Here is a 23,056-nt window from a genome sequence, read left to right as displayed (position 1 = left end):
TTGTAGTTTGCATGAAATGGGGGCATTTGTATGAAATATGCTGTTACAGCTGGTGAGATGAAAACCTATGACCGCAATACCTCTGAGCATTTCGGAGTGGACACCAAGATCCTTATGGAGAGGGCTTCTCTTGGAGTTACCCACAGGATCATGGAGCATATTGAGAACAGGGGCGTGGATAGGAAATATAAAGCCTTGGTCTTTGCCGGTGTTGGCAATAACGGAGGCGATGGTGTGTGCGTAGCAAGGCTCCTTAAGCAAAGAGGCGTAACTGTGACATTGTGTCTTATCGGCGACTATGCAAGGATCAGCGACCTTACCCTTACCCAGCTTAAGATTGCAGAGAAGTACGGCATTACCACCGACACTTTTTCCAATATAAGAGACAACAAATCCCCTGCTGAATGGGATATCATTGTAGATGCATTATTCGGAATAGGCTTATCAAGACCTGTGGCCGGAGATTACAGAAGTGCAGTTGAGTACATAAATGGCTGCAAGGAACAAAGAGCTGAGGATATTTACGTAGTTTCTGTGGATATCCCATCAGGAATTCATTCTGATAGTGGAGAAGTATGCCAGGTTGCCGTCAAGGCAGATGAAACCGTGACCTTCAATCAAGCCAAGATAGGACACCTTCTTTATCCTGGCTGCGAATACACAGGAAAGCTCACGATTTCCGATGCAGGAATTACAGAGGAGAGCTTTCTTGGTAAGACTCCCGGAGCCTTCTACTACGATGAGGAGGTAAAAGAGCTACTTCCTAAAAGAAAGCCTGATGGCAACAAGGGTACTAACGGTAAAGTGCTGATAATCGCAGGTTCTAAAGAGATTAGCGGGGCAGCAGTTCTTTGCGCCAGCGCCTGTCTTAAATCCGGAGCCGGCATGGTTAAGGTCTTTACGGCAGCTGAGAATGAAACTCCAATTAAGACTCTTTTACCAGAGGCTATGGTGGAGACCTATCAGGACTTTGAGCCTGTTAATGAGAAGCTTTTGGATGCCTTTAAATGGTCCACGGGAGCAGTACTTGGTCCTGGACTTGGCACCAGCGTAAGAGCCTTTGAGATTGTCAAAGAGGTCCTAGCCTCCTATGATAAAGACCTGGTGATTGATGCAGACGCCCTTAATCTTATTGCTGGTAGTGAGGAGCTGACAGCTCTTTTAACAGAGTATGCAAGGGGCAACAAGAAGGCCATCATAACGCCTCATTTAGGCGAGTTTGCAAGGCTCTATAAGTCTGATATTGCCGACTGCAAGCGCCACATTTTAGAATATCCCAAGCTTCTTGCAGATAAGCTCCATCTGACGGTCGTCTGTAAGGATGCCAGGAGCATAGTTGTTGACAGCAACAGCAAAAAGATATATATTAATATGAGCGGCAACGACGGAATGGCCACCGCAGGAAGCGGCGATGTCCTTGCTGGAATCCTGGGAGCAATGCTTGTTTTTGACAGATCTTCCTTTGAGATTGCGTCCCTTGGCTGCTATGTTCACGGCTTTGCAGGTGACAGAGCCAGCGACAGGCTTTCCAAGCAGTCCATGATTGCCTCAGACATTATTTATGAGCTTTCAGATATTTTGATATAAGTTAAGTAAGGAAATGAACTGAAATGTTAGAGTATTCAAGAGTTTGTGCCAAGATTGACCTTGCTGCTATCAAGTTCAACCTTGAATCCATGAAAAAGAATATACCAGCCTGCGATCGCATCATGGCTGTCATTAAGACAGATGCCTACGGTCACGGCGCAGTGGGAATTGCTAAGATGCTGGAGGGCATCGACTATATTTGGGGCTATGCCACAGCCACAGCAGAGGAGGCCTTTGAACTTAGGGATGCAGGCATGGAGAAGCCTATCCTGGTTCTTGGCTACACCTTCCCTTATGCCCATGAGAGAATGCTTTCTGAGGGCATCAGACCTACAGTCTTTAGACTTGATATGGTCAAAGAGCTTGATGAATGCGCAGAAAGACTCCTTAAGGCAGGTAAGATCAAGGAGGCACCAAGCGTTCATGTGGCGGTAGATACAGGCATGAGCCGAATTGGAGTTACTCCAGACGATAACGGAATCTCTTTTGTAAAAGAGCTATATAAGGCAGAGAATCTCCATCTTGAGGGAATCTTCACCCACTTTGCCAGGGCAGATGAAGAGGACCTTACCAATGTTAAGAGTAAGGAGCAGATATTTGCTGCATTTGTGGATAGACTTGAAGAGGAAACCGGCAGGAAGATTGAGCTTAGACATTGTGCTAACAGCGCCAGCATCATCTCTGTACCGGAGTCTTCAATGGATATGGTGAGAGCCGGCGTAACCATGTACGGTATGTGGCCTTCAGATGAGGTTAGCAGAGATATCATCAAGCTTAAGCCTACAATGGAGCTTATCAGCCACGTTGTAATGATAAAAGAGGTCCCAGTTGGCTGTGAAGTCAGCTATGGCGGAACCTTTGTAACTGAAAGGCCAACAAGAATAGCCACAATTCCAGTGGGCTATGGCGATGGCTATCCAAGAAGCCTTTCCAACAAGGGCTACGTTCTCATTAAGGGACACAGAGCGCCAATTCTTGGAAGAGTCTGCATGGATCAGTTCATGGTGGATGTAACAGACATTCCAAAAGCTTCTGAGGGAGATGAAGTAATCCTTCTTGGCAAGGATAAGACTTCAGGGGAAGAGATAACAGCAGAGCTTTTAGGAGACCTTAGCGGACGCTTTAACTACGAGCTTACCTGCGATATCAATAAGAGAGTACCACGAGTTTTTGTATAAGATAACAAATAATAATACCCTTCATGTTAAGTGATAGTTCATCACCAACGTGAAGGGTATTTGATCTTATTGGATAATATTTATTTAGATTTACATTTACTAGAATCTCTTTTTAGCAGCATCGTACTGGACGTTTATCTCTTGAAGTGCTGCGGTGTCACCGTCCATATTATCAGGATGATAGAGCTTTACAAGAGATTTATACTTCTTATCAACGCTTTCTCTTGAATTACAGCCTGCGAAGAAATCAAAGGAGCTCTTTGGAGCATCGTAGTCGTCCTCAAAGTCTTCATCCTCATATTTCTCGTATTCGTCAATATCTTCTTCTATGCGGTCATAATCCTCATAGTCTTCATCAGGATCATAATCATCGTATTCATCGTCATACTCAGGATCATCATACTCAGGATCATCATACTCATCATCGTAGAATGTGGCAGCCCTGCGCCTTTTCTCGCTTCTACGGTCATCCCTTATTTCCTCGTTCTTTTCCTTTAGCCACTTTTCATAGTTCTTTTCCTGGTGCCTCTTACCTGCATCCTTAAAGAGCTTGTAATATCTGTCTGTAACCTGATCCTTAAAGGTCTGGCCCAGCACGGCTCTAACCAGGTAGATAACCGCATCGGCACAGATTCCAAAGAACAGGATGTGACCATAGGAAACAAAGGCAGAGATTGATAAAAGAACTGCCATAACAGGAACGAACATGATAATTGTAAGGATAATCAGAAGGATATATGCTAAAGATCCTCTGGAACCTGCAAGGACACTGGTCCACCAAAGGGTTAGCTGCTTGAAAAGAGAAGCGGTGCTGTCCTTGGCTGTATCAAGGAGTTCCTGAGTTTGCTTTTGAACATCGGGATTATCGAACATTTCGCCTGGGACTGGAGAGTCCTTAGGCATCTGAGGTAGTGACTTTGAGATGCTTGCCGGCATTCTGACTGGCGCATCAGTTCCTGTAAAAAGAACTACCACATCCAGAACAAGGAGTAGTACGAAAACCACCGCAGTTACCGGCAGTAGCACATAGAAATACTTAAGAACCTTGAAAAACTGCCTGATAAACCATGTAAGCATGGAGAAAAAAGCTTTAACGACATACAAAAAAGCACTGATAACGGTATTAACAACCATAGATAGTAATGAAATCATTCACGTCTCTCCCAATCCGGCAGAAAATCTTCTGCTTTAATCCCCACTAGGTCATTTTATATGAAAAATAGTAGTACGACAACACAAAATATGTTATAGTGTAATTTGATATTTTGTGTTTATTTTGACTTCATGTCATAGCTTTAGGAGGGACAATTATGGACGAAGGCTTGCCTTCTGTCAGTATTTTACTGTTATTCGTGGTTATTTTGATCGATGTATTTATCCACGGATTCGGAGTAGCTCTTTTACATATCAAAGAGGATGAGATCGAGAAGAAAAGTGAAGAGGGTAAGGATAGCATCAGCAAGGGGCTATTAGCTCTTTTATCTGATGATTCCATGCATATTAAGTCTATGCAGTTTGTTACCATTCTTCTTAATATGCTTCTTGGTGCTTTTTCAGCTGGTAAGTTTACTGAGTTTTTCGGTAGGCTCCTTGGATATGGAGTGGGCGAGGCACCATATATCCTGCTTACGGTATTGGTGTGGTTTGTTCTTATCCTTGTGGTTATGATCTTCGGAGTTCTTATACCTAGAAGGCTTGCACTTAGGAAGCCTGAACCCTGGGCATATGTATGCTTTTATCCGGTCAAGATCTTAAGACTTGTTGTTTATCCGGTTGTCTGGATCATTGATGTTATCTCTAATACTCTTTTATATCTGGTTGGAGTAAGAGATGATGATACTCCTTCAGATGTAACTGAAGAGGAGATCAAGTCCATGGTTTCTGAGGGACAGGAGCAGGGCGTGCTTCAGGAAGCTGAAGCGGATATGATTTCTAATATCTTTGAGTTTTCCGATAAGGAAGCACAGGATATCATGACCAATAGAAATGCTATGGTGGCCATCGACGCCAACATGACTCTTAAAGAGGCTGTGGATTTCATGATGAACACCAACAATAGCAGATTCCCGGTCTATTTAGATGATATTGATCATATCATCGGTATCATGCACATCAGGGACGCCATGAAGAAATTGTCGCTTAAGACGGATGAGGAGCTTCCTATCCGTAAGATCAAGGGACTTCTTCGTCACCCTAAGTTCGTGCCTGAGACCCGTAATATTGACTCTCTTTTCCATAGCATGCAGTCCTCCAAGACTCAGATGGTTATCGTAATTGATGAGTACGGACAGACAGCGGGACTTGTATCCATGGAGGATATCTTAGAGGAGATTGTAGGAAGTATTCTGGATGAGTACGACGAGGATGAGAACTTCATCAAGTCCACTAAGAACCCGATGGAGTACACAGTGGATGGAATGACTCCTATAGAGATCCTTGAGAAGAAATTCGATATTTCTTTTGAGGAGAGTGAGTTTGAAACTCTTAATGGTTATCTTATCTCCAAACTTGACAGGATACCAGAAGAGGATGTGGATTTCACCACAACAGTTAGTGGCTATAGTTTCAAGATCCTTTCCGTTAAGAATCATATGATCGAGAGCGTGCTTATGACCAAGCTCCCGGAAGAAGAGACCGAGGATAAGGACAACGAATTAGAAATAGCAAAATAAGTTTTACTGAATTTAGAAAGGAAGTTTTTTATGTCAGGACATTCAAAATTTGCAAACATCAAGCACAAAAAAGAAAAAAATGATGCTGCAAAAGGAAAAATCTTTACTGTAATTGGTAGAGAGATCGCAGTTGCAGTTAAGGAAGGTGGTGCAGATCCTTCTAATAACTTCAAGCTTGCTCAGGTTATTGCAAAGGCTAAGGCTAACAACATGCCTAACGATACTATCGAGCGTGGTATCAAGAAGGCTTCTGGTGCAGACGGAGCAGTTGATTACAAGAGCATTACATACGAAGGATATGGTCCTGGCGGAACAGCTATCATTGTTGAGGCACTTACAGACAACCAGAACAGAACAGCTTCTAACGTTAAGAGTGCATTCACAAAGGGCAATGGTAACGTAGGAACTCCTGGATGTGTATCATATATGTTCGATAAGAAGGGTCAGATCCTTATCGACAAGGAAGAGTGCAAGCTTTCAGCTGATGACCTTATGATGATGGTTCTTGATGCTGGCGCTGATGACTTCAACGAGGAAGATGACAGCTACGAGATCCTCACAACTCCTGAGAATTTCCAGGCTGTAGTAGAAGCTCTTTCTAAGGAAAACGTTGAGACAGCTTCTGCTGAGGTTACAATGATTCCTCAGAACTACGTTTCTGTAACTGATCCAGAGACAGTAAAGTATATCCAGAGAATTTTAGATCTTCTTGATGAGGATGATGATGTTCAGGCTGTATATCACAACTGGGATGAGCCTGAAGAATAATTAAAAGACATTATTACATGACTGGGGGAGTCCTTTAATGAATCTAAAACGAAAATGGCCAGCAGTATGTATTTGGGTAATATTCCTGATATTTGATGTTGTTATGGTAGTAAGTTCTAGTTTCTTTATAGGACTTTTTCCGTCTCGTAATAATTTTCTTTATAGTGTGATCTTTACAGTGTTAGGGCTTTTGATAGTTTCTGTCATCACCTTTGCCCTTGGCAGAGTGTGTGATTTTATCAAGGTTCAGGAACTTAAGAAAAAGCCTGTTTTCAGTATTCTTTACTATGTTCTTCTTGCGCTGATACTTATTGGTGGCGCCTACCAAAGGGCAATCTTAGTAAATGGTTCTATCGAGCCAGCCTTTAACTCATTTCTATATGAAGATGCCATGATTGGAAGTGGCTCTATGTCCAGTCATGATCTGCTTTCTGTTTGTTACACAAGTATCCTTAGGGTAATACTTCTTTTTACAGGTAATAAGACTACAGTAGCCTTTTTCTTTGAGATAGGCCTGTTTTTGATCTTCATATTATGTTCAGCCCTGGCTGTTAAGAAACTTTTGGGATATTCTGCATCCCTGGTGTTTGCTGCTTACACAGCTTTTATGCCAATTTTTTATGATGGCTTAAGAGCATTTATGTTAAGTACTGATACACTTTTCTTTGCCATGTTTGGCTTAGAGATGCTTATAATCTCGATTTATTTAAAAAGAGCTATAGATAAACACTATGTATCCAAGTTGTGGATAGTTTGGTATCTGCTTGTGGGCGCTATGGTTGGATTTATGACCTATGTGGATCCAGGCACCTTTATAGCAGTTTTACCACTTCTTGTTGCACAGCTTTTCTTTGCTAATCTCAAGGCATCTGAGGAAGTTAAAAGACTTTTATTTGTGCTTTTGGGCGCAGTAGTAAGCTTTGCAGCATTTATTATTCAGGAAAAGGGCGCAGCTCTGGCCCTGACTTCCTTTGGAAATTGGTTTTCTTACTTCTTTAAAAATGTGAACGTGTTTAGCATGTTCTGGATTAATACCAATTACAAGCTTATATACCTTATCACTGTTCTTGCTATGGGCAGTGTTATTGTGGGATTTTGGAAGAACAGAAAGCTTGAGAGAGTATCTCCATGGCTTTTATCCTTCTTGTTTGTGTTTACTGCCATTCCATTTATGGGTAAGACCAGAATGAATGACCAGCTTATGGTTACCATCTACTATGCATTTATTCTTGCCTGCGGCGTTAATCTCATTACCTTCCCAGGATATGAGTCTGAGGAGACCATGAGAGAAGCTTTAGAGGGCGAGACTCAAAGCGAAGATGAGATTGTAGCTGAGACTGAGTCACAGTCTGAGAATGAGACTGAAAGTGTTTCTGCAGCAGAGCCAGCTGTCGATGGAATCGCAGAGGTGGTTAAGCCTGAGTCAGTAGCATCAACTCCTGTATCAGAGCCTGCTATCACTGAGCAACTTAGTGAGCCAGTAGCACCACAGCCAGTTCCAGAGCCAGTGACACAGAACACCACCAGGTTTGTGCCTGTTGGAATGATCCTCCCAGAGGATGACGATGATGGTACTCCAAATGAGGCACCAAGCAGAATGAAGATGCCAGAATTTAAGGGGAAGATCGCTCTTGAAAGAAACAGAGCAGATAAGGACAGACGTCCTAAGAACCCTCCTAAGACCATCTCCCGTAAAGATGATTTTGACATTGCCTTTAGACCAGGCGATGATTTTGATATATGATACCAAAATATAAGGATGACAATATGAAAATTGAAGATCTTTCAGCCTATGAAATATTAGAAAAGAGAAGAATTGACGACCTCAATTCTGAAAGCTATATCCTAAGCCACAAAAAGACCAAGGCTAGGATAGCTCTTTTATCCAATGATGATGACAATAAAGTCTTTGCAATAGGCTTTAGGACACCACCTAAGGATTCAACAGGTGTTGCCCACATCATTGAGCACACAGTTCTTTGCGGTTCTAAGGAATTCCCTGTTAAGGATCCTTTTGTAGAACTCGTAAAGGGCTCTCTTAACACATTCATTAACGCCATGACTTTTCCAGATAAGACTGTATATCCTATTGCAAGCTGTAACGATACAGATTTCCAGAATCTTATGCATGTTTATCTCGATGCAGTCTTTTACCCAAATATCTACAAGACAGATAAGATTTTCAGCCAGGAGGGCTGGCACTACGAGATGGAGGATGAGAACTCAGACCTTACCATCAATGGTGTTGTATATAACGAGATGAAAGGCGCCTTTTCATCTGCTGATGACGTGCTCTCAAGGGAAATCTCAAGCTCTCTTTATCCTGATAACACCTATGGCTTTGAATCCGGCGGAGATCCTGACTTTATAACAGATCTTACATACGAGGAATACCTTGATTTCCATAGGAAGTACTACCATCCATCCAACAGCTATATCTATCTTTATGGCGACATGGACATGGCTGAGAAGCTGGATTACATCGACAAGATGTACCTTTCCAAATACGACTATCTCAAGGTGGATTCTGACATTGAGCCTCAGGCTCCTTTCTCTGAGAGAAAAGAGATCCATAAGGATTATCCAATTATGGATGATGAGGCAGTTGATAAGAATACCTACCTTTCCTATAACTGGAGCGTTGGCTCAACCCTTGATAGAAAGGTCTACGTGGCCTTTGACATTCTGGACTACGCCCTTTGCTCAGCACCAGGAGCTCCTATTAAGAAGGCTCTCATTGACAAGGGAATCGGCCAGGAGGTTTACAGCGAGTACGACAATGGTATCAAGCAGCCTACCTTCTCCATCATCGCCAAGAATGCAGATGCTGATCAGAAGGAAGCCTTCGTTGAGACCATCACAGAGGTTCTTAAGGAGCAGGTTGCAAATGGCATAGATAAGAGATCTCTTTTAGCAGGTCTTAACTACGACGAGTTTAAGTACAGAGAGGCTGACTTTGGAAGATATCCAAAGGGTCTGCTGTACGGACTTCAGGTCCTTGACAGCTGGCTTTACGACGACATGAGCCCATGGATCAATGTGGAGGCCAATGAAACCTTTGCTGAGCTTAAGAAAGAAGCAGAGGGCCGTTATTTCGAGGATCTTATTGAGAAGTATCTTCTTAATAACAATCATTCAACAGTTCTTTTGCTTGAGCCTAAGCCAGGTCTTACAGGCAAGAAGGACGAAGAGCTTAGAACTAAACTTAAAGCTTACAAGGATTCTCTTTCTAAGGAAGAAATCAAGAAAATAGTTGATTATACAAGAGAACTTAAGGAATATCAGGATGCTCCGGATGATCCTGAGAATCTTAAGAAGATTCCTCTTCTTAAGCTTGAGGACATGAAGAAGGAATCTGAGAAATTTGTATATGAGCTCAGAGAGGCAGATGGGGTTAAGATCCTTTTCCACAACATCTTCACCAACGGCATCTGCTACCTGACCTTCGTCTTTGACATGAAGAACATTGATGACGAGCTTATCAGCTACGCTTCATCTCTTAAGAAGGTTCTTGGAATGCTGAACACTGACAACTATTCCTATAAGGACCTGTACAACGAGATCAACATTCACACCGGTGGAATAAGCGGCGCCATCAGCACCTATACAGACTCTGAGGACACCTGCAAGTTTGAGACCACCTTTGAAGTCAGCGTTAAGGTTCTTGGAGACAACCTGTCAAAGGCCTTTGAACTGGTTCAGGAGATCCTTACAAAGAGCCACTTCGATGATCCAAAGAGACTTAGAGAGATCTTTGGAGAGCAGCTTGCACGCTTGCAGTCCGACATGGCTTCATCAGGACACCAGAGCGCAGCTCTTCGCGCCATCTCATACATTTCTCCAGCGGCTACTGTTTCTGACAGAGTTAGCGGAATCTCTTACCTTAAGCACCTTGAGAAGGTCTATGAAGAGATATCCACAGATGAGGGAGCCAAGGCCTTCTCTGATAAGTTAAAAGAGCTATGTGAAGCAATCTTCAGACCAGAGAACCTTTTAGTTGATATAACAGGTACAGAGAAAGAGTTTGTGGGCGTTGATAAGGAAAGTATCGCTTTCAGCAAAGCTCTTTATACTGTTCCATACAAGAAGGGCACTATGGCACCTAAGCCTGTTAAGAGAAATGAAGCCTTCATGACTGCTGGCCAGGTTCAGTATGTCTGCAGAGCTGGTAATTTCGCTAATAAGGGCCTTAAGTATACCGGATCCCTTCGCGTTCTCAAGGTTATGATGGGCTATGATTACCTGTGGAAGTACATAAGAGTTCAGGGCGGCGCCTATGGCTGTATGAGTAGCTACGCCAAGAACGGCGACGCAGCCTTTGTTACCTACAGAGATCCTAATCTTAAGAACAGTATTGAGGTCTTTGAAAAGGCAGCAGAATACCTTAGAAACTTTGATGAGGATGACAGAGTTATCCTTCAGTATATAATCGGAGCAATCTCTGATCTGGATACACCTAAGACTCCTTCTGGAAAAGGAACCTATGGCCTTACAGCTTATCTTTGTAACGCCAAGATGGAGAACATCCAGAGAAACAGAGATGAACTATTATCAACCACCAAGGAGACTATCAGAGGCCTTGCCAACTACGTGGATGCATTTATGGAGGACCAGTGCCTTTGCGTAATCGGCTCCGCTGATAAGATCGGTGAGTGTAAAGAACTATTTGATGAGGTTAAACAGCTTGTTAACAGATAATTTTAAAACAGGATTTGTAACTTTGATCGGCAGACCTAATGTTGGTAAGTCAACCCTGATGAACCAGCTCATTGGTCAGAAGATCGCCATAACCTCCAGTAAACCTCAGACCACCCGTAACAGGATCATGACTGTTTACACAGATGAGGATTCCCAGATGGTGTTCCTTGACACCCCTGGTCTTCACGAATCCAAGAATAAGCTTGGTGAGTACATGACTAAGGTTGCCAAGAGTACTTTGGAAGAGGTGGATGTGGTACTCTGGCTCGTGGAACCAAGTACCTATATTGGAACCATGGAAAAGAGCATAATTGATGATCTTAAGGGTATTAAGAAGCCGGTCATTCTTGTTATCAACAAGATCGACACCGTTTCAGAAGAGGACCTTGATAAATTCGAGGCTGCCTATACCAGCGAAATGTCTTTTTCCAGAGTGGTTAAGGTGGCAGCATTAAAAAGAACTAACATTGATCAGGTACTTGCTGCAATCAAGGAATTTCTTCCTGTGGGAGAGCCCTTCTATGATGAAGAGACCCTTACTGATCAGCCGGAAAGACAGATCGTATCTGAGATTATAAGAGAGAAGGCTCTTCGCCTTTTACAGGATGAGGTTCCCCATGGAATCGCTGTTACCATCGAGTCCATGAAGATGAGACAGGTTCAGGTTAAAGAACCTGCCAAGAAAAAGAGACATTACCATCCTCCTAAGAAGAGCAAAGAGGTTGTAGAAACACCTGTTGATCCATCCCTTGAGGAGATGCTTGGCAATTTGTCACAACCGGAAGAGGCTTATGATCCAGAGGGTATCATGGACATAGATGCCACTATTATCTGTGAAAGAGATTCTCACAAGGGAATTGTCATAGGTAAGGGCGGATCCATGCTTAAAAAGATTGGATCCAGCGCCAGAAAGGATATTGAGAACCTTCTTGGCGTAAAGGTTAATCTTCAGATCTTTGTTAAGGTCAGAAGAGACTGGAGAGATGACAAGCTGCAGATGAAGAACTTTGGATACGTTTTTGATCCTAAGAATAAATAAAGTGGTCACCTATTATGGAAGATATTCTAACTGTAAGAGGAATTGTGCTAAAGCATTCTCCTTCGGGAGATTATGACTGGGTTGCCACCATCTTTACAAGAGAACGTGGCAAGATCACAGCCTTTGCAAAAAGCGCCAGGAAACCTGCCGCCAAGCTTTCAGGCTGTGTGGAGCCCTTTTGCTTTGGAACATTCAAGCTTTTTGTAGGTAAAAATTCCTATACTATTGTAGAAGCAGATATAGATAACTATTTCGAAGGCTTTAGACAAGATTTGGAAGGTGCCTGCTACGGCACCTTTTTTCTTGAGCTGGTGAATTACTACACCAGAGAGAACAACGAGGATGTATTTCTTTTAAACCTTTTGTACGTTTCTCTCAAAGCTCTTTTAAAAGAATCCCTGGATAACAGGCTTGTGAGATGCATATTCGAGGTAAGGTCACTGGTGGCAGAGGGAGAGTATCCCGGAATACCAGAGGATCTTAAGTTATCGGATTCTGCCAGATATGCTGTGGACTTCATAGTCAACACTCCACTGGAAAAGCTCTATACCTTTTCTGTAAGCGACAGTGTTCTTAATGAACTCATGGCATTAAGCAAGGTTTTCAGGCACAGATTTATTGATAAACCGTTAAAGAGTCTTGAAATGCTTGAAACCTTTGAGTATTGAAAAAGAAAAACTATTTGGATATAATTACTTTGTTTGCGTAAAGAAAGCTTTAATTATTTTCTGAATTATGATGGGAGAGAAAATGGTTTTTTGGCGAAATGATGTAAGTGTGGGTATTCTTTGTGCAACCGTTATGTTATCTATGCTTGCTGGATGTGCATCTGGCAAAGCTGATGTAACCAATATTACTATTGATAAGAATGGTAAGGTTACTAATGCTATATATGAAGACTTTGGCCAGTCTTATTATGATCTTGACGAGCTTTCAGATGTGGCGTTGACGGAGATATCCACTTATAACAATGAATATACTCAGGAAAAGGTTACTCTTGAGTCAGCTGAAATGCTGGAGGAGAGCGGATCTGTCAAGGTTGTGATGAAATATGAAAGCGCCTATGACTACGCTCATTTTAATCATCTGACACTGTTTTATGGAACTGTTAAGGAAGCCATAGACAGCGGATACACTATCGAGGGACTTATAGATAAGTCAGGAACTGCTTTTGCGGGTGATCTTAGTGAATACTATGATAATCACATTGTTATCACCTCAGACAGATCCAATATCAGAACACCATATGATGTTGCCTATATGACAGCAGGTGTTGTTTTACTTAGTAAAAAGGAAGCTGTACTACAGGATGCAACTACGGATACTGTGGTTTTACTTCTTTCAAAATAATATTTATAAATAATTTCTTGTGCGTGTAATCGCAGGAATGGAGGAATATGGAAACAAGCGCAAAATCAATGGAAAAAATTGTAGCCCTGGCAAAGGCAAGAGGATTTGTATATCCTGGTTCAGAAATTTATGGAGGTCTTGCCAATACTTGGGATTATGGTAATCTCGGCGTTGAATTTAAGAACAACGTTAAGAAGGCCTGGTGGAAGAAATTTGTTCAGGAGAACCCATACAACGTGGGCGTTGACTGCGCTATTCTTATGAACCCTCAGACTTGGATCGCTTCAGGTCACCTTGGTGGATTCTCAGATCCTCTTATGGATTGTAAGGAGTGTCATGAGAGATTCAGAGCTGACAAGATCATCGAGGATTTTGCAGCTGAGAACGGCATCAAGCTTGAGACTTCAGTTGATGGCTGGTCTCATGAGGAGATGGAGAACTTCATTAAGGAGAACAACGTTCCATGTCCATCATGCGGTAAGCACAACTTCACTGGCATCAGAGAGTTCAACCTTATGTTCAAGACATTCCAGGGTGTAACTGAGGATGCTAAGGATACAGTATATCTTCGTCCTGAGACAGCACAGGGTATTTTCGTTAACTTCAAGAATGTACAGCGTACATCCCGTAAGAAGGTTCCATTTGGTATCTGCCAGATCGGTAAGAGCTTCCGTAACGAGATCACACCTGGTAACTTCACATTCCGTACAAGAGAGTTCGAGCAGATGGAGCTTGAGTTCTTCTGCAAGCCTGGAACACAGACAGAGTGGTTCGAGTATTGGAGAAAGACATGCTACGAGTGGCTTCTTTCCCTCGGAATCAAGGAAGAGAACTTAAGACTTCGTGATCACGATCCAGAGGAGCTTTCCTTCTATTCAGATCACACTACAGATATTGAGTATGCATTCCCATTCACAGATTGGGGCGAGCTTTGGGGAATTGCTTCAAGAACAGATTATGATCTTACAAGACACCAGGAGACATCTGGCCAGTCTATGGATTACTTTGATGATGAGACTAATGAGAAGTACATTCCATACGTTGTTGAGCCATCACTTGGTGCAGACCGTGTAACACTTGCATTCCTTTGCGAAGCATATGATGAAGAGAATATCGGAACTGAAGAGAAGCCAGATATGCGTACAGTTCTTCATTTCCATCCAGCTCTTGCACCTGTTAAGATTGGTATCCTTCCACTTTCCAAGAAGCTTAACGAAGGTGCAGAGAAGATTTATGCTCAGCTTGCTAAGCACTACAACTGCGAATTTGATGATCGTGGAGCTATCGGTAAGAGATATCGCAGACAGGATGAGATCGGAACTCCATTCTGCGTAACATATGACTTTGACTCTGAGACAGATGGCAAGGTTACAGTAAGAGACAGAGATACAATGGAGCAGGAGAGAATTGCTATCAGCGATCTTGATGCATACTTTGCAGAGAAGTTTGAGTGGTAATTGGAATCTTTGGTAGATATAAAGGAGAGTTTTATGAAACAGTTTACAGCTAATGAGCTGCGTAAGGCTTGGAAGCAGTTCTATATAGATCGTGGACACGTAGATTGCGGTGCAGTTTCACTTGTATCTGACGGATCTACAGGTGTTATGTTCAACGTTGCAGGTATGCAGCCACTTATGCCTTACCTTCTTGGTAAGAAGCATCCTCTTGGAACAAGACTTTGCAATGTTCAGGGATGTGTACGTACTAACGATATTGATTCTGTTGGTGACAAGAGCCATGGTACCTTCTTCGAGATGATGGGTAGCTGGTCTTTGGGCGATTACTTCAAGAAGGAACGTTGCCAGTGGAGCTTTGAGCTTTTAACACAGCTCTTTGGATTCGACGCAGATCACCTTGCAGCTACTGTATTTGCAGGTGATGAGAACGCACCAAGAGACGAAGAGGGTGCTAAGTATCGTATCGAATCTGGATTTAAGCCAGAGAATATTTATTACCTTCCAGCTGAGGACAACTGGTGGGGACTTGAATATGGTCCATGTGGTCCTGATAGTGAGATGTTCTATGTTAAGGATATTCCAGATTGCGGACCAGACTGCGGACCTGGATGTCACTGTGGTAAGTACACTGAGATCGGTAACGATGTATTCATGCAGTATGAGAAGCACCATGATGGTAGCCTTACTCCTCTTACTCAGAAGAACGTTGATACTGGTTGGGGACTTGAGAGAATTCTTGCCTTCCTTAATGGCGTTGATGATGTATACAAGATTGATCTTCATGCACCAGTAATCGCTTATATTGAGAAGGAAAGCGGAATCAAGTACGACTCAGATGAGAAGACAACAAGATCAATGAGAATTCTTGCTGATCACACTCGTACTTCAGTAATGCTTATTGGTGATGAGGCTAAGCTTCTTCCATCTAACACAGGAGCTGGTTATATTCTTAGAAGACTTATCCGTCGTGCTGTTAGACACGCTAGAACTCTTGGTCTTAACAAAGAGCAGATCCTTGGCGTAGCTAAGATATACATTGATGAGTATAAAGAGAGCTATGAGCATCTTAACAAGAACCAGAAATTTGTTCTTACTGAGCTTGAGAGAGAAATCGTTCGTTTCGAGTCTACTCTTGAGAACGGTATGAAGGAATTCAAGAAGATTCTTGATAAGACTTCTGCTGCAGGCAAGAAGGAAATTGAAGGTAAGGATGCATTCTTCCTTTATGATACATTCGGATTCCCAGTAGAGCTTACAGTAGAGCTTGCTGAGGAAGAAGGCTTTACTGTTGACGAGAAGGGCTTTGCTGATGCTATGGAAGAGCAGAAGCAGAAGGCAAGAGATAATCAGAACTTCTCAGCTAACCTTACAACAGGCGCTGGCGTATTTGATGGTCTTGATGAGTCTGTTAAGGTAGAATTCCTTGGCTATGATGCACTTGGATGCGATGGCAGCATTGTTGCAATGGCTGGAGCTGAGGCTCTTGTTGATGAGCTTACAGAGGGTCAGCAGGGTACTATCATTACAGATAAGACTACCTTCTATGGCACAATGGGTGGCCAGGTTGGCGATATCGGTGAGATCCTTGGACAGAACGGATCTAAATTTGAGGTTCTTGAGACTGTAAAGGTTGCAGGCGGAAGAACAGCTCATGTTGGTAAGGTTGTATCCGGAAGCTTTAAGACTTCTGATAAGGTATCACTTAATGTAGATGCTGAGAACAGAGCTAAGACTTGTCGTAACCACTCAGCTACTCACCTTCTTCAGAAGGCACTGCAGGAGGTTCTTGGAGATAGCGTTGAGCAGGCTGGTTCATATCAGGATCCTGATAAGACAAGATTTGACTTTAGCTATCATCAGGCAATGACTGCTGAGGAGCTTCAGAAGGTTGAAGATATTGTAAATGCTAAGATTTTAGAGGCACTTCCAGTAGTTACTAAGGAAATGTCTATTGAAGAGGCTAAGAAGACTGGCGCTATGGCTCTCTTTGGTGAGAAATATGGCGAGACAGTTCGCGTAGTTAATATGGGAGATTTCTCAATAGAGCTTTGTGGTGGTACTCATGTTGCTAACACAAGCCACATCGGAATCTTCAAGATTGTATCTGAGAGCGGCGTAGCAGCTGGTGTTCGTCGTATCGAGGCTCTTACAGGAAGTAACGCAAGAGCTTATTACAAGAACACAGAGGCTAATCTTGCAGAGGCTGCTAAGACACTTAAGACTACACCTGCAGATCTTGTTGATCACATCAAGAAGCTTCAGGAAGAGCTTAAGGCACTTAAGAGCGAGAATGAATCTCTTAAGAGCAAGGAAGCTCAGGCAGCTCTTGGCGATGTAACAGATCAGGTTAAGGATGTTAACGGAGTTAAGCTTCTTGCTGTAGCACTTAAGGGTGTAGATATGAATGGTCTTCGTGATCTTGGTGACCAGATGAAGACTAAGCTTGGAGAGGGAGTAGTAGTACTTATCTCTGAGGCTGATGGCAAGGTTAACCTTGTTACTATGGCAACTGATGGAGCAATGGCTAAGGGAGCTCACGCAGGTAATCTCGTTAAGGCAATTGCACCTAAGGTTGGTGGAGGCGGCGGCGGTCGTCCTAACATGGCTCAGGCTGGTGGTAAGAACCCTGCAGGAATTGCAGATGCTATTGCTGAGGCTGAGACAGTACTTAAATCACAGATTGGTTAATAAGACTTATTAAAAATTTTGATAATTTTTGTCCTATTTATACAAAAATATGCTTGACGGGTTGAATTTTTATGATATAATTATTCATGTTATGTGAATCTTTAGGTTCTAATCATAATAAATAACCCAATCAGTCATGTACTTGAAGGGACTGAAGGGAGGGTAAGAGTAGAGATGTCAACAGTAGTAGTAAAAGAAAACGAGACTTTGGATAGCGCACTGCGTCGTTTTAAGAGAAGTTGCGCAAAGGCTGGTATCCAGCAGGAAATCCGTAAGAGAGAGCACTACGAGAAGCCTAGCGTAAGACGCAAGAAGAAGTCTGAAGCAGCAAGAAAGCGCAAATATAACTAAATCAAATTAAAAAAGTCCTTGGATTTTCCAGGGACTTTTTTCTTTGCTTTAAATCTGGTTTAAGAAAATATTCATTTGGTACACTACATGTGTTAAAATGTTTGAGTGCTTATAAATAAATGGGAAGAAGTTTTGTATGTGGATCTATATTATTATCGCAATTATAATACTGGCTGTGATAAGCGGCTTTGTAATCTATCATGATACCCATAGCTTTGTTGTTAGGGAGTATGAGGTTAAGACCAACAAGATAAAGGGTAATTATACCTTTGTTCTTTTATCAGATCTTCATGGATATGTATTTGGAGATGATAATGACAAGCTTATAGACCGTATCGATGAGATAAGGCCTGATGCTATCCTCTGTGCTGGTGATATGCTCACAGGCCAGATGAAAGAGGGCAAGGTTAACTATAAGCCAGGTTTAGATCTTTTAACCAATCTTGCATCTAAATATCCTGTATATTATGGAAATGGTAATCACGAGACCAAGACTAAGGAATTTACTAAGGAGTTTGGTAATTTCTTTGACAGATATAAGAGTATGCTTCTTAGAGGAAGAGTTAATGTTCTTGAGAACTACAGCATTCTTCTTGGCAATGAGAATATCAGAATAACAGGTCTTGATCTTGAGCTTGATTATTTCAGAAAAGTTATCAAGAAGAAAATGGATAGTGAGTATTTGGAGAAGCATATTGGAAAGGCTGATCCTAATATGTTCCAGGTACTTATTGCCCACAATCCTCAGTATTTTAAAGAGTATTCCAAGTGGGGAGCAGATCTGACAGTATCAGGTCATGTTCACGGAGGAATTGTAAGACTTCCTCTTATCGGAGGTGTTATTTCTCCAGCACTGGCTCTTTTCCCAAGATATGATGGCGGTAAGTATGTCAGGAATGGACGCACCATGATCCTTAGCAGAGGACTTGGTACTCATACGATTCATGTTAGAATGTTCAATCCAGGAGAGATTGATGTTATAAGGGTTTGTGAGGGTTAAAAATGTCATTGGAAGTTAAGCTTCAGGTGTTCGAAGGACCGTTGGATCTTTTGTTGCATCTGATCGATAAGAACCAGATTGATATCTATGACATTCCTATTGTTACTGTTACTGAGCAGTATATGGAATATATTAGAGCCATGGAGAAGGCTGATATGGACGTTACCAGCGAATTTCTTGTTATGGCCGCCACACTTATAGATATCAAGTGTAAGATGCTCCTTCCTAAAGAAGTTAATGAGGATGGAGAAGAGGAGGATCCAAGAGCTGAGCTTGTGGAGAAACTCCTCGAATATAAGATGTATAAGTATATGGCTTACGAGCTTAAGGACAGGCAGATGGATGCTGACCTTTCATATTTTAGGAGTAAGAATATTCCTAAGGAAGTAAGGGATTATGAAGCTCCACTTGATCTTGAGGGACTTATTGGAGATGCTACCCTGACCAAACTCAATGCTATTTTCCAGGATCTTCTTAAGAGACAGGAAGATAAGGTGGATCCTATCCGTAGTAAATTCGGTAACATCCAGAAGGAAGAGATAGATATGGACGCCAAGACCTTATATATCAAGGCGTATATTAGAGAGCATAGCAGATTTAGCTTTAGACAGCTGTTGGAAAAGCAGCATAGTAAGACAGAAATAATCGTCACCTTCCTTGTTATGCTTGAGGAGATCAAGCTTGGCGAGATAGAGATTGAACAGGAAGGAACCTTTGGCGATATCACAATTATTTCCAGAAAGGCAAGTTGATATTATGACAATCGAAGAAGGCGCTGCTGTAGTAGAAGCAATCCTTTTTACAATGGGGGACTCAGTTGAGCTTAGTGCTCTTTCCAAGGCAATGGAAACTGACGTTAAAGAAGTTAAGAAATATGTGGAGTATCTAAAAGAGAAATACCAGAAGGAAGATAGCGGAATAGGTATCATCGAGATCGAGAAGGCCGTTCAGCTTTGTACCAGAAAGGAAATGTACGAGTATCTTGTTAAGATAGCCAAGGCTCCTAAGAAGGCTGTACTTACTGATTCTCTTATGGAAACTCTTTCTATCATTGCTTACAAACAGCCTATTACAAGGCTTGAAGTTGAGAAGATAAGAGGTGTTAACTCTGATCACGCTGTTAACAGGCTTGTTGAGTTTGGACTGGTTCAGGAGCTTGGAAGACTTGATGCTCCAGGAAGACCACTTTTATTTGGAACAACTGAAGAGTTTCTTAGAAGCTTTGGAGTTAAGTCCCTTGAAGACCTTCCATCCATAGGAACTGTGCAGGTTGAAGAGTTTAAAGCTCAGGCCGAAGAAGAAGTGAATTTGAAATTGGATATTTAATTAAAAAATAATGGTGAGAATGCTGAATTTTTAGCATTCTCCCTTTTTTTTGTCTGCATTTATGGTATACTATAACATGACTTATGTTGCGGATTTATGTGATATTCGGAATAGTAAGGAAACTTTTACAATTTTCAGAATATCATATAGTTTAAAAAAATTCTCGGAGGTTAAACAAATGAGTAGTTCTTCACAAGCGAGTCAAAGAATCAATGCTTTGCTCGATGAAAACAGTTTCGTTGAAATTGGTGCTCTTGTGACAGCCAGAAACACAGATTTCAATCTGAAACAGGAAGAAACACCTTCAGACGGTGTAGTAACCGGCTATGGTGTTATTGACGGTAATCTGGTTTACGTTTATAGCCAGGATGCGTCAGTTCTTGGCGGATCTATTGGTGAAATGCATGCCAAGAAGATCGTTCGCCTGTATGAACTGGCAATCAAGACAGGCTCACCTGTAATCGGTCTTATCGATTCAGCTGGACTTCGTCTTCAGGAAGCAACAGATGCTCTTAATGCATTTGGCGAAATTTATCTTAAGCAGGTGGAGGCTTCCGGAGTTGTACCACAGATCACAGCTATTTTTGGTGCATGTGGTGGTGGACTTGCTTTGATTCCTTCAATTACTGACTTTACATTCATGGAGTCTGAGAAGGCTAAGCTTTTTGTTAATTCACCTAATGCCCTTGAGGGTAACTATAAAGAGAAGTGCGATACATCATGCGCTAAGTGGCAGAGCCAGGAAGTTGGCACTGTTGACGTGGTAGCTGATGAGGCTTCTATCTATACTCAGATTAGAGAACTTGTTTCTCTTCTTCCTTCTAACAATGAGGACGGCGATTCATATCAGGAGTGCGCAGATGATCTTAACAGAGCATGCGAGAATCTTGATGGTGCTGTAGCTGATCCTTCAATTATCGCAGGACAGATTTCAGATAACGGCGTATTCTTCGAGACAAAGAGAGATTACGCTAAGGATATGGTAACAGGATTTATCAGATTAAACGGCGCTACTGTAGGATTTGTTGCAAATCGTACAGCTGTTTTTGATGAAAATGGTAAGGAAGTTGAGAAGTTTGGCGATAAGCTTTCAGCTCATGCATGTGAGAAGGCAGCTTCTTTCGTTAACTTCTGCGACGCTTTTGATCTTCCTGTTCTTACACTTACAAATGCAACAGGCTTTGGCTCATCTAAGTGCGATGAGAGACATGTAGCTAAGGCAGCTGGAAGACTTGTATTTGCTCTTGCAAATGCTACAGTTCCTAAGGTTAACCTTATTACAGGCAAGGCATTTGGTAGTGCTTATGTAATCATGAATTCTAAGGCAATTGGCGCTGATGTAACAATTAGCTGGCCAGATGCTCAGATTGGAACAATGGATGCTAATCTTGCTGCTAAGATCATGTGCGATGGCAAGGATCCTGAGACAGTTTCTAAGGCTGCTAAGGATTATGCTGAGCTTCAGAACAACGTTAAGAGCGCAGCTGCAAGAGGCTATGTAGATGAGATCATCGAACCTGCTGATACAAGAAAGTATGTTATCGGCGCATTCGAGATGCTTTTCACAAAGAGAGATGAACGTCCTGCCAAGAAACATGGCACAGTTTAATGAAGGGAGCACTCAAAATGAAACATAAACTGTTAGTTTTGGGCGTTATGGTTACCAGTCTTCTTTCACTTACTGCATGCGCTGATACTACTAAGTACAACACAGTAGAGGGCAGCAAGTATACATCAGAGGTATTCACATCAGAGTGGATCAACGCTTACGTTGATGCTGTTGAGAATACAAACTTTGAGACATGGTATTTAGCAGGAGTTACACCTGATAATTTCCAGGATAAGCTCTACGATGTACTTGCAGTAGATGTAGAAGAATCAGAGGATGCGTTAAACAAGGCGGTAACTGTTAACGACGAATATTATGAAGTTAATAAATCCGGCTATACTAGCTGGTATAAGGCACTTAAGGATATAGGATTTAACTCTGAGAGCTCATTTGCAGAGGATATCTCAGTAGATGATGTTACTTATTATGTTAATAAGGATGGTCAGCTGGTAATTGAGGGTACTCTTCAGGGTACTAAGCATTCAGCTCTTATGGTCATCTATATGGACAACGAGAAGAATCCTACAGATATCGGTGTTACTGTTAACCTTTCCAAGGGTGAGAAGCTTGGCAATGCCGGACTTAACACACTCCTTGGTATGGGAATGGCATTCACTATCCTGATCCTTATTTCACTTATTATTTCTCTCTTCCCACTTCTTTTTGGTGCTAAGAAGAAAAAGAAGGTTAATGATCAGGAACTTGCTAAGACAGCTATGGACAACACCATTAGCCAGATTGAAGAGAAGGAAGACCTTTCATCTGACGCTGAGCTTGTAGCAGTTATTGCAGCAGCAATTGCAGCTTATGAGGGAAGCGCAGGCACTGATGGATTCCGTGTAAGATCTATTAGAAAAGTAAACACAAATTGGAAAAAATAAAAATGGCATCGAGCACGGAGAAGACAGTGCTCTATGAAAGGAGAAACAATGAAGAACTATACAATAACCGTTAACGGAAACGTATATGATGTAACTGTAGAAGAAGGCGCTGGTTCAGGAGTAGCTCCTGTAGCTTCAGCTCCTGTTGCTAAGGCTCCAGCAGCTCCTGCTAAGAAGGCAAGTGCTGGCGCAGGCTCTATCAAGATCACAGCTGGTGCAGCTGGTAAGGTTCTTAAGCTTAACGCATCTGTTGGACAGGCTGTTAAGAAGGGTGACACAGTTATCACTCTTGAGTCTATGAAGATGGAGATCCCTATGGTTGCTCCAGAAGATGGAACAGTTGCAAGCATCGATGTTGCTGCTGGTGATGCAGTTGAAGCTGGTGCAGTTCTTGCATCTCTTAACTAATGATCGGAGATAACAATCTAAGTTTTGATTAAAACAGAAATGAG

The 23,056-nt window shown here is 42.2% G+C and carries 19 protein-coding genes; 18 read left to right on the top strand and 1 reads right to left on the bottom strand.

Annotation, left to right across the window (positions count from 1 at the left end; genetic code table 11):
- The first annotated feature begins 30 nt into the window (after positions 1–30).
- Both T541_RS0106060 and alr read left to right on the top strand, forming a co-directional pair.
- On the top strand, positions 31–1,587 hold the full coding sequence (locus T541_RS0106060; protein WP_026651851.1) for an NAD(P)H-hydrate dehydratase: 1,557 nt from the start codon (positions 31–33) through the stop codon (positions 1,585–1,587).
- A gap of 23 nt (positions 1,588–1,610) precedes the next feature.
- Complete coding sequence (alr, locus tag T541_RS0106055) at positions 1,611–2,765, top strand: alanine racemase (protein ID WP_026651850.1); 1,155 nt, start codon at positions 1,611–1,613, stop codon at positions 2,763–2,765.
- A 99-nt stretch (positions 2,766–2,864) separates the two neighbouring features.
- Here the strand turns inward: alr and T541_RS18960 are convergent, their stop codons facing one another.
- Complete coding sequence (locus T541_RS18960; RefSeq protein WP_034466276.1) at positions 2,865–3,917, bottom strand: hypothetical protein; 1,053 nt, start codon at positions 3,915–3,917, stop codon at positions 2,865–2,867.
- Between the two features lie 158 nt (positions 3,918–4,075).
- Between T541_RS18960 and T541_RS0106045 the strand changes: the two genes are divergently transcribed.
- The 16 genes from T541_RS0106045 to T541_RS0105970 all read left to right on the top strand — a co-directional run bounded on the left by T541_RS0106045 (position 4,076) and on the right by T541_RS0105970 (position 23,012).
- Positions 4,076–5,437, top strand: a complete 1,362-nt coding sequence (locus tag T541_RS0106045) for a hemolysin family protein (RefSeq protein ID WP_026651849.1) — start codon at positions 4,076–4,078, stop codon at positions 5,435–5,437.
- A gap of 30 nt (positions 5,438–5,467) precedes the next feature.
- Complete coding sequence (locus tag T541_RS0106040; protein WP_026651848.1) at positions 5,468–6,205, top strand: YebC/PmpR family DNA-binding transcriptional regulator; 738 nt, start codon at positions 5,468–5,470, stop codon at positions 6,203–6,205.
- 37 nt (positions 6,206–6,242) lie between these two features.
- Positions 6,243–7,949, top strand: a complete 1,707-nt coding sequence (locus T541_RS0106035) for a hypothetical protein (protein WP_026651847.1) — start codon at positions 6,243–6,245, stop codon at positions 7,947–7,949.
- Between the two features lie 23 nt (positions 7,950–7,972).
- The gene (locus T541_RS0106030) at positions 7,973–10,903 is read left to right on the top strand and encodes an insulinase family protein (protein ID WP_026651846.1); all 2,931 of its coding nucleotides are present in this window, start codon (positions 7,973–7,975) and stop codon (positions 10,901–10,903) included.
- A complete protein-coding gene (gene era / locus T541_RS21840) occupies positions 10,890–11,942 on the top strand; it encodes a GTPase Era (RefSeq protein WP_242840754.1) in 1,053 nt (350 codons plus the stop codon). The genes T541_RS0106030 and era overlap by 14 nt, the downstream gene beginning before the upstream one ends.
- Positions 11,943–11,956: 14 nt before the next feature.
- The gene (gene recO, locus T541_RS0106020; RefSeq protein ID WP_026651843.1) at positions 11,957–12,610 is read left to right on the top strand and encodes a DNA repair protein RecO; all 654 of its coding nucleotides are present in this window, start codon (positions 11,957–11,959) and stop codon (positions 12,608–12,610) included.
- 82 nt (positions 12,611–12,692) lie between these two features.
- A complete protein-coding gene (locus T541_RS0106015; RefSeq protein ID WP_026651842.1) occupies positions 12,693–13,292 on the top strand; it encodes a hypothetical protein in 600 nt (199 codons plus the stop codon).
- A 47-nt stretch (positions 13,293–13,339) separates the two neighbouring features.
- Positions 13,340–14,749, top strand: a complete 1,410-nt coding sequence (locus T541_RS0106010; RefSeq protein ID WP_026651841.1) for a glycine--tRNA ligase — start codon at positions 13,340–13,342, stop codon at positions 14,747–14,749.
- A 33-nt stretch (positions 14,750–14,782) separates the two neighbouring features.
- Positions 14,783–17,437 carry an alanine--tRNA ligase gene (alaS, locus tag T541_RS0106005; RefSeq protein ID WP_026651840.1) on the top strand — a complete coding sequence of 885 codons (2,655 nt, stop codon included), beginning with the start codon at positions 14,783–14,785 and terminating at the stop codon, positions 17,435–17,437.
- Positions 17,438–17,611: 174 nt separating this feature from the next.
- The gene (gene rpsU / locus T541_RS0106000) at positions 17,612–17,788 is read left to right on the top strand and encodes a 30S ribosomal protein S21 (RefSeq protein ID WP_013280615.1); all 177 of its coding nucleotides are present in this window, start codon (positions 17,612–17,614) and stop codon (positions 17,786–17,788) included.
- 136 nt (positions 17,789–17,924) lie between these two features.
- Positions 17,925–18,788 carry a metallophosphoesterase gene (locus tag T541_RS0105995; protein WP_026651839.1) on the top strand — a complete coding sequence of 288 codons (864 nt, stop codon included), beginning with the start codon at positions 17,925–17,927 and terminating at the stop codon, positions 18,786–18,788.
- Positions 18,789–18,790: 2 nt separating this feature from the next.
- Entirely contained in the window at positions 18,791–19,540 is a 750-nt protein-coding gene (locus T541_RS0105990) for a segregation and condensation protein A (RefSeq protein ID WP_026651838.1), read from the top strand.
- Positions 19,541–19,544: 4 nt separating this feature from the next.
- Complete coding sequence (gene scpB, locus T541_RS0105985; protein ID WP_026651837.1) at positions 19,545–20,114, top strand: SMC-Scp complex subunit ScpB; 570 nt, start codon at positions 19,545–19,547, stop codon at positions 20,112–20,114.
- A 178-nt stretch (positions 20,115–20,292) separates the two neighbouring features.
- Positions 20,293–21,723: an acyl-CoA carboxylase subunit beta gene (locus T541_RS0105980; RefSeq protein WP_026651836.1), complete on the top strand. Its 1,431-nt coding sequence runs from the start codon at positions 20,293–20,295 to the stop codon at positions 21,721–21,723.
- 17 nt (positions 21,724–21,740) lie between these two features.
- On the top strand, positions 21,741–22,604 hold the full coding sequence (locus T541_RS20590; protein WP_051538118.1) for an OadG family transporter subunit: 864 nt from the start codon (positions 21,741–21,743) through the stop codon (positions 22,602–22,604).
- A 48-nt stretch (positions 22,605–22,652) separates the two neighbouring features.
- Entirely contained in the window at positions 22,653–23,012 is a 360-nt protein-coding gene (locus T541_RS0105970) for a biotin/lipoyl-containing protein (RefSeq protein WP_026651835.1), read from the top strand.
- The last annotated feature ends 44 nt before the right edge of the window (positions 23,013–23,056 follow it).

Origin of the sequence: Butyrivibrio proteoclasticus P6B7, assembly GCF_000622085.1 — a bacterium.
Lineage (GTDB): Bacteria > Bacillota > Clostridia > Lachnospirales > Lachnospiraceae > Butyrivibrio > Butyrivibrio proteoclasticus_A.
The sequence above is the reverse complement of the archived record's forward strand: the minus strand, read 5'-3'. Positions and strand labels throughout refer to the sequence as shown.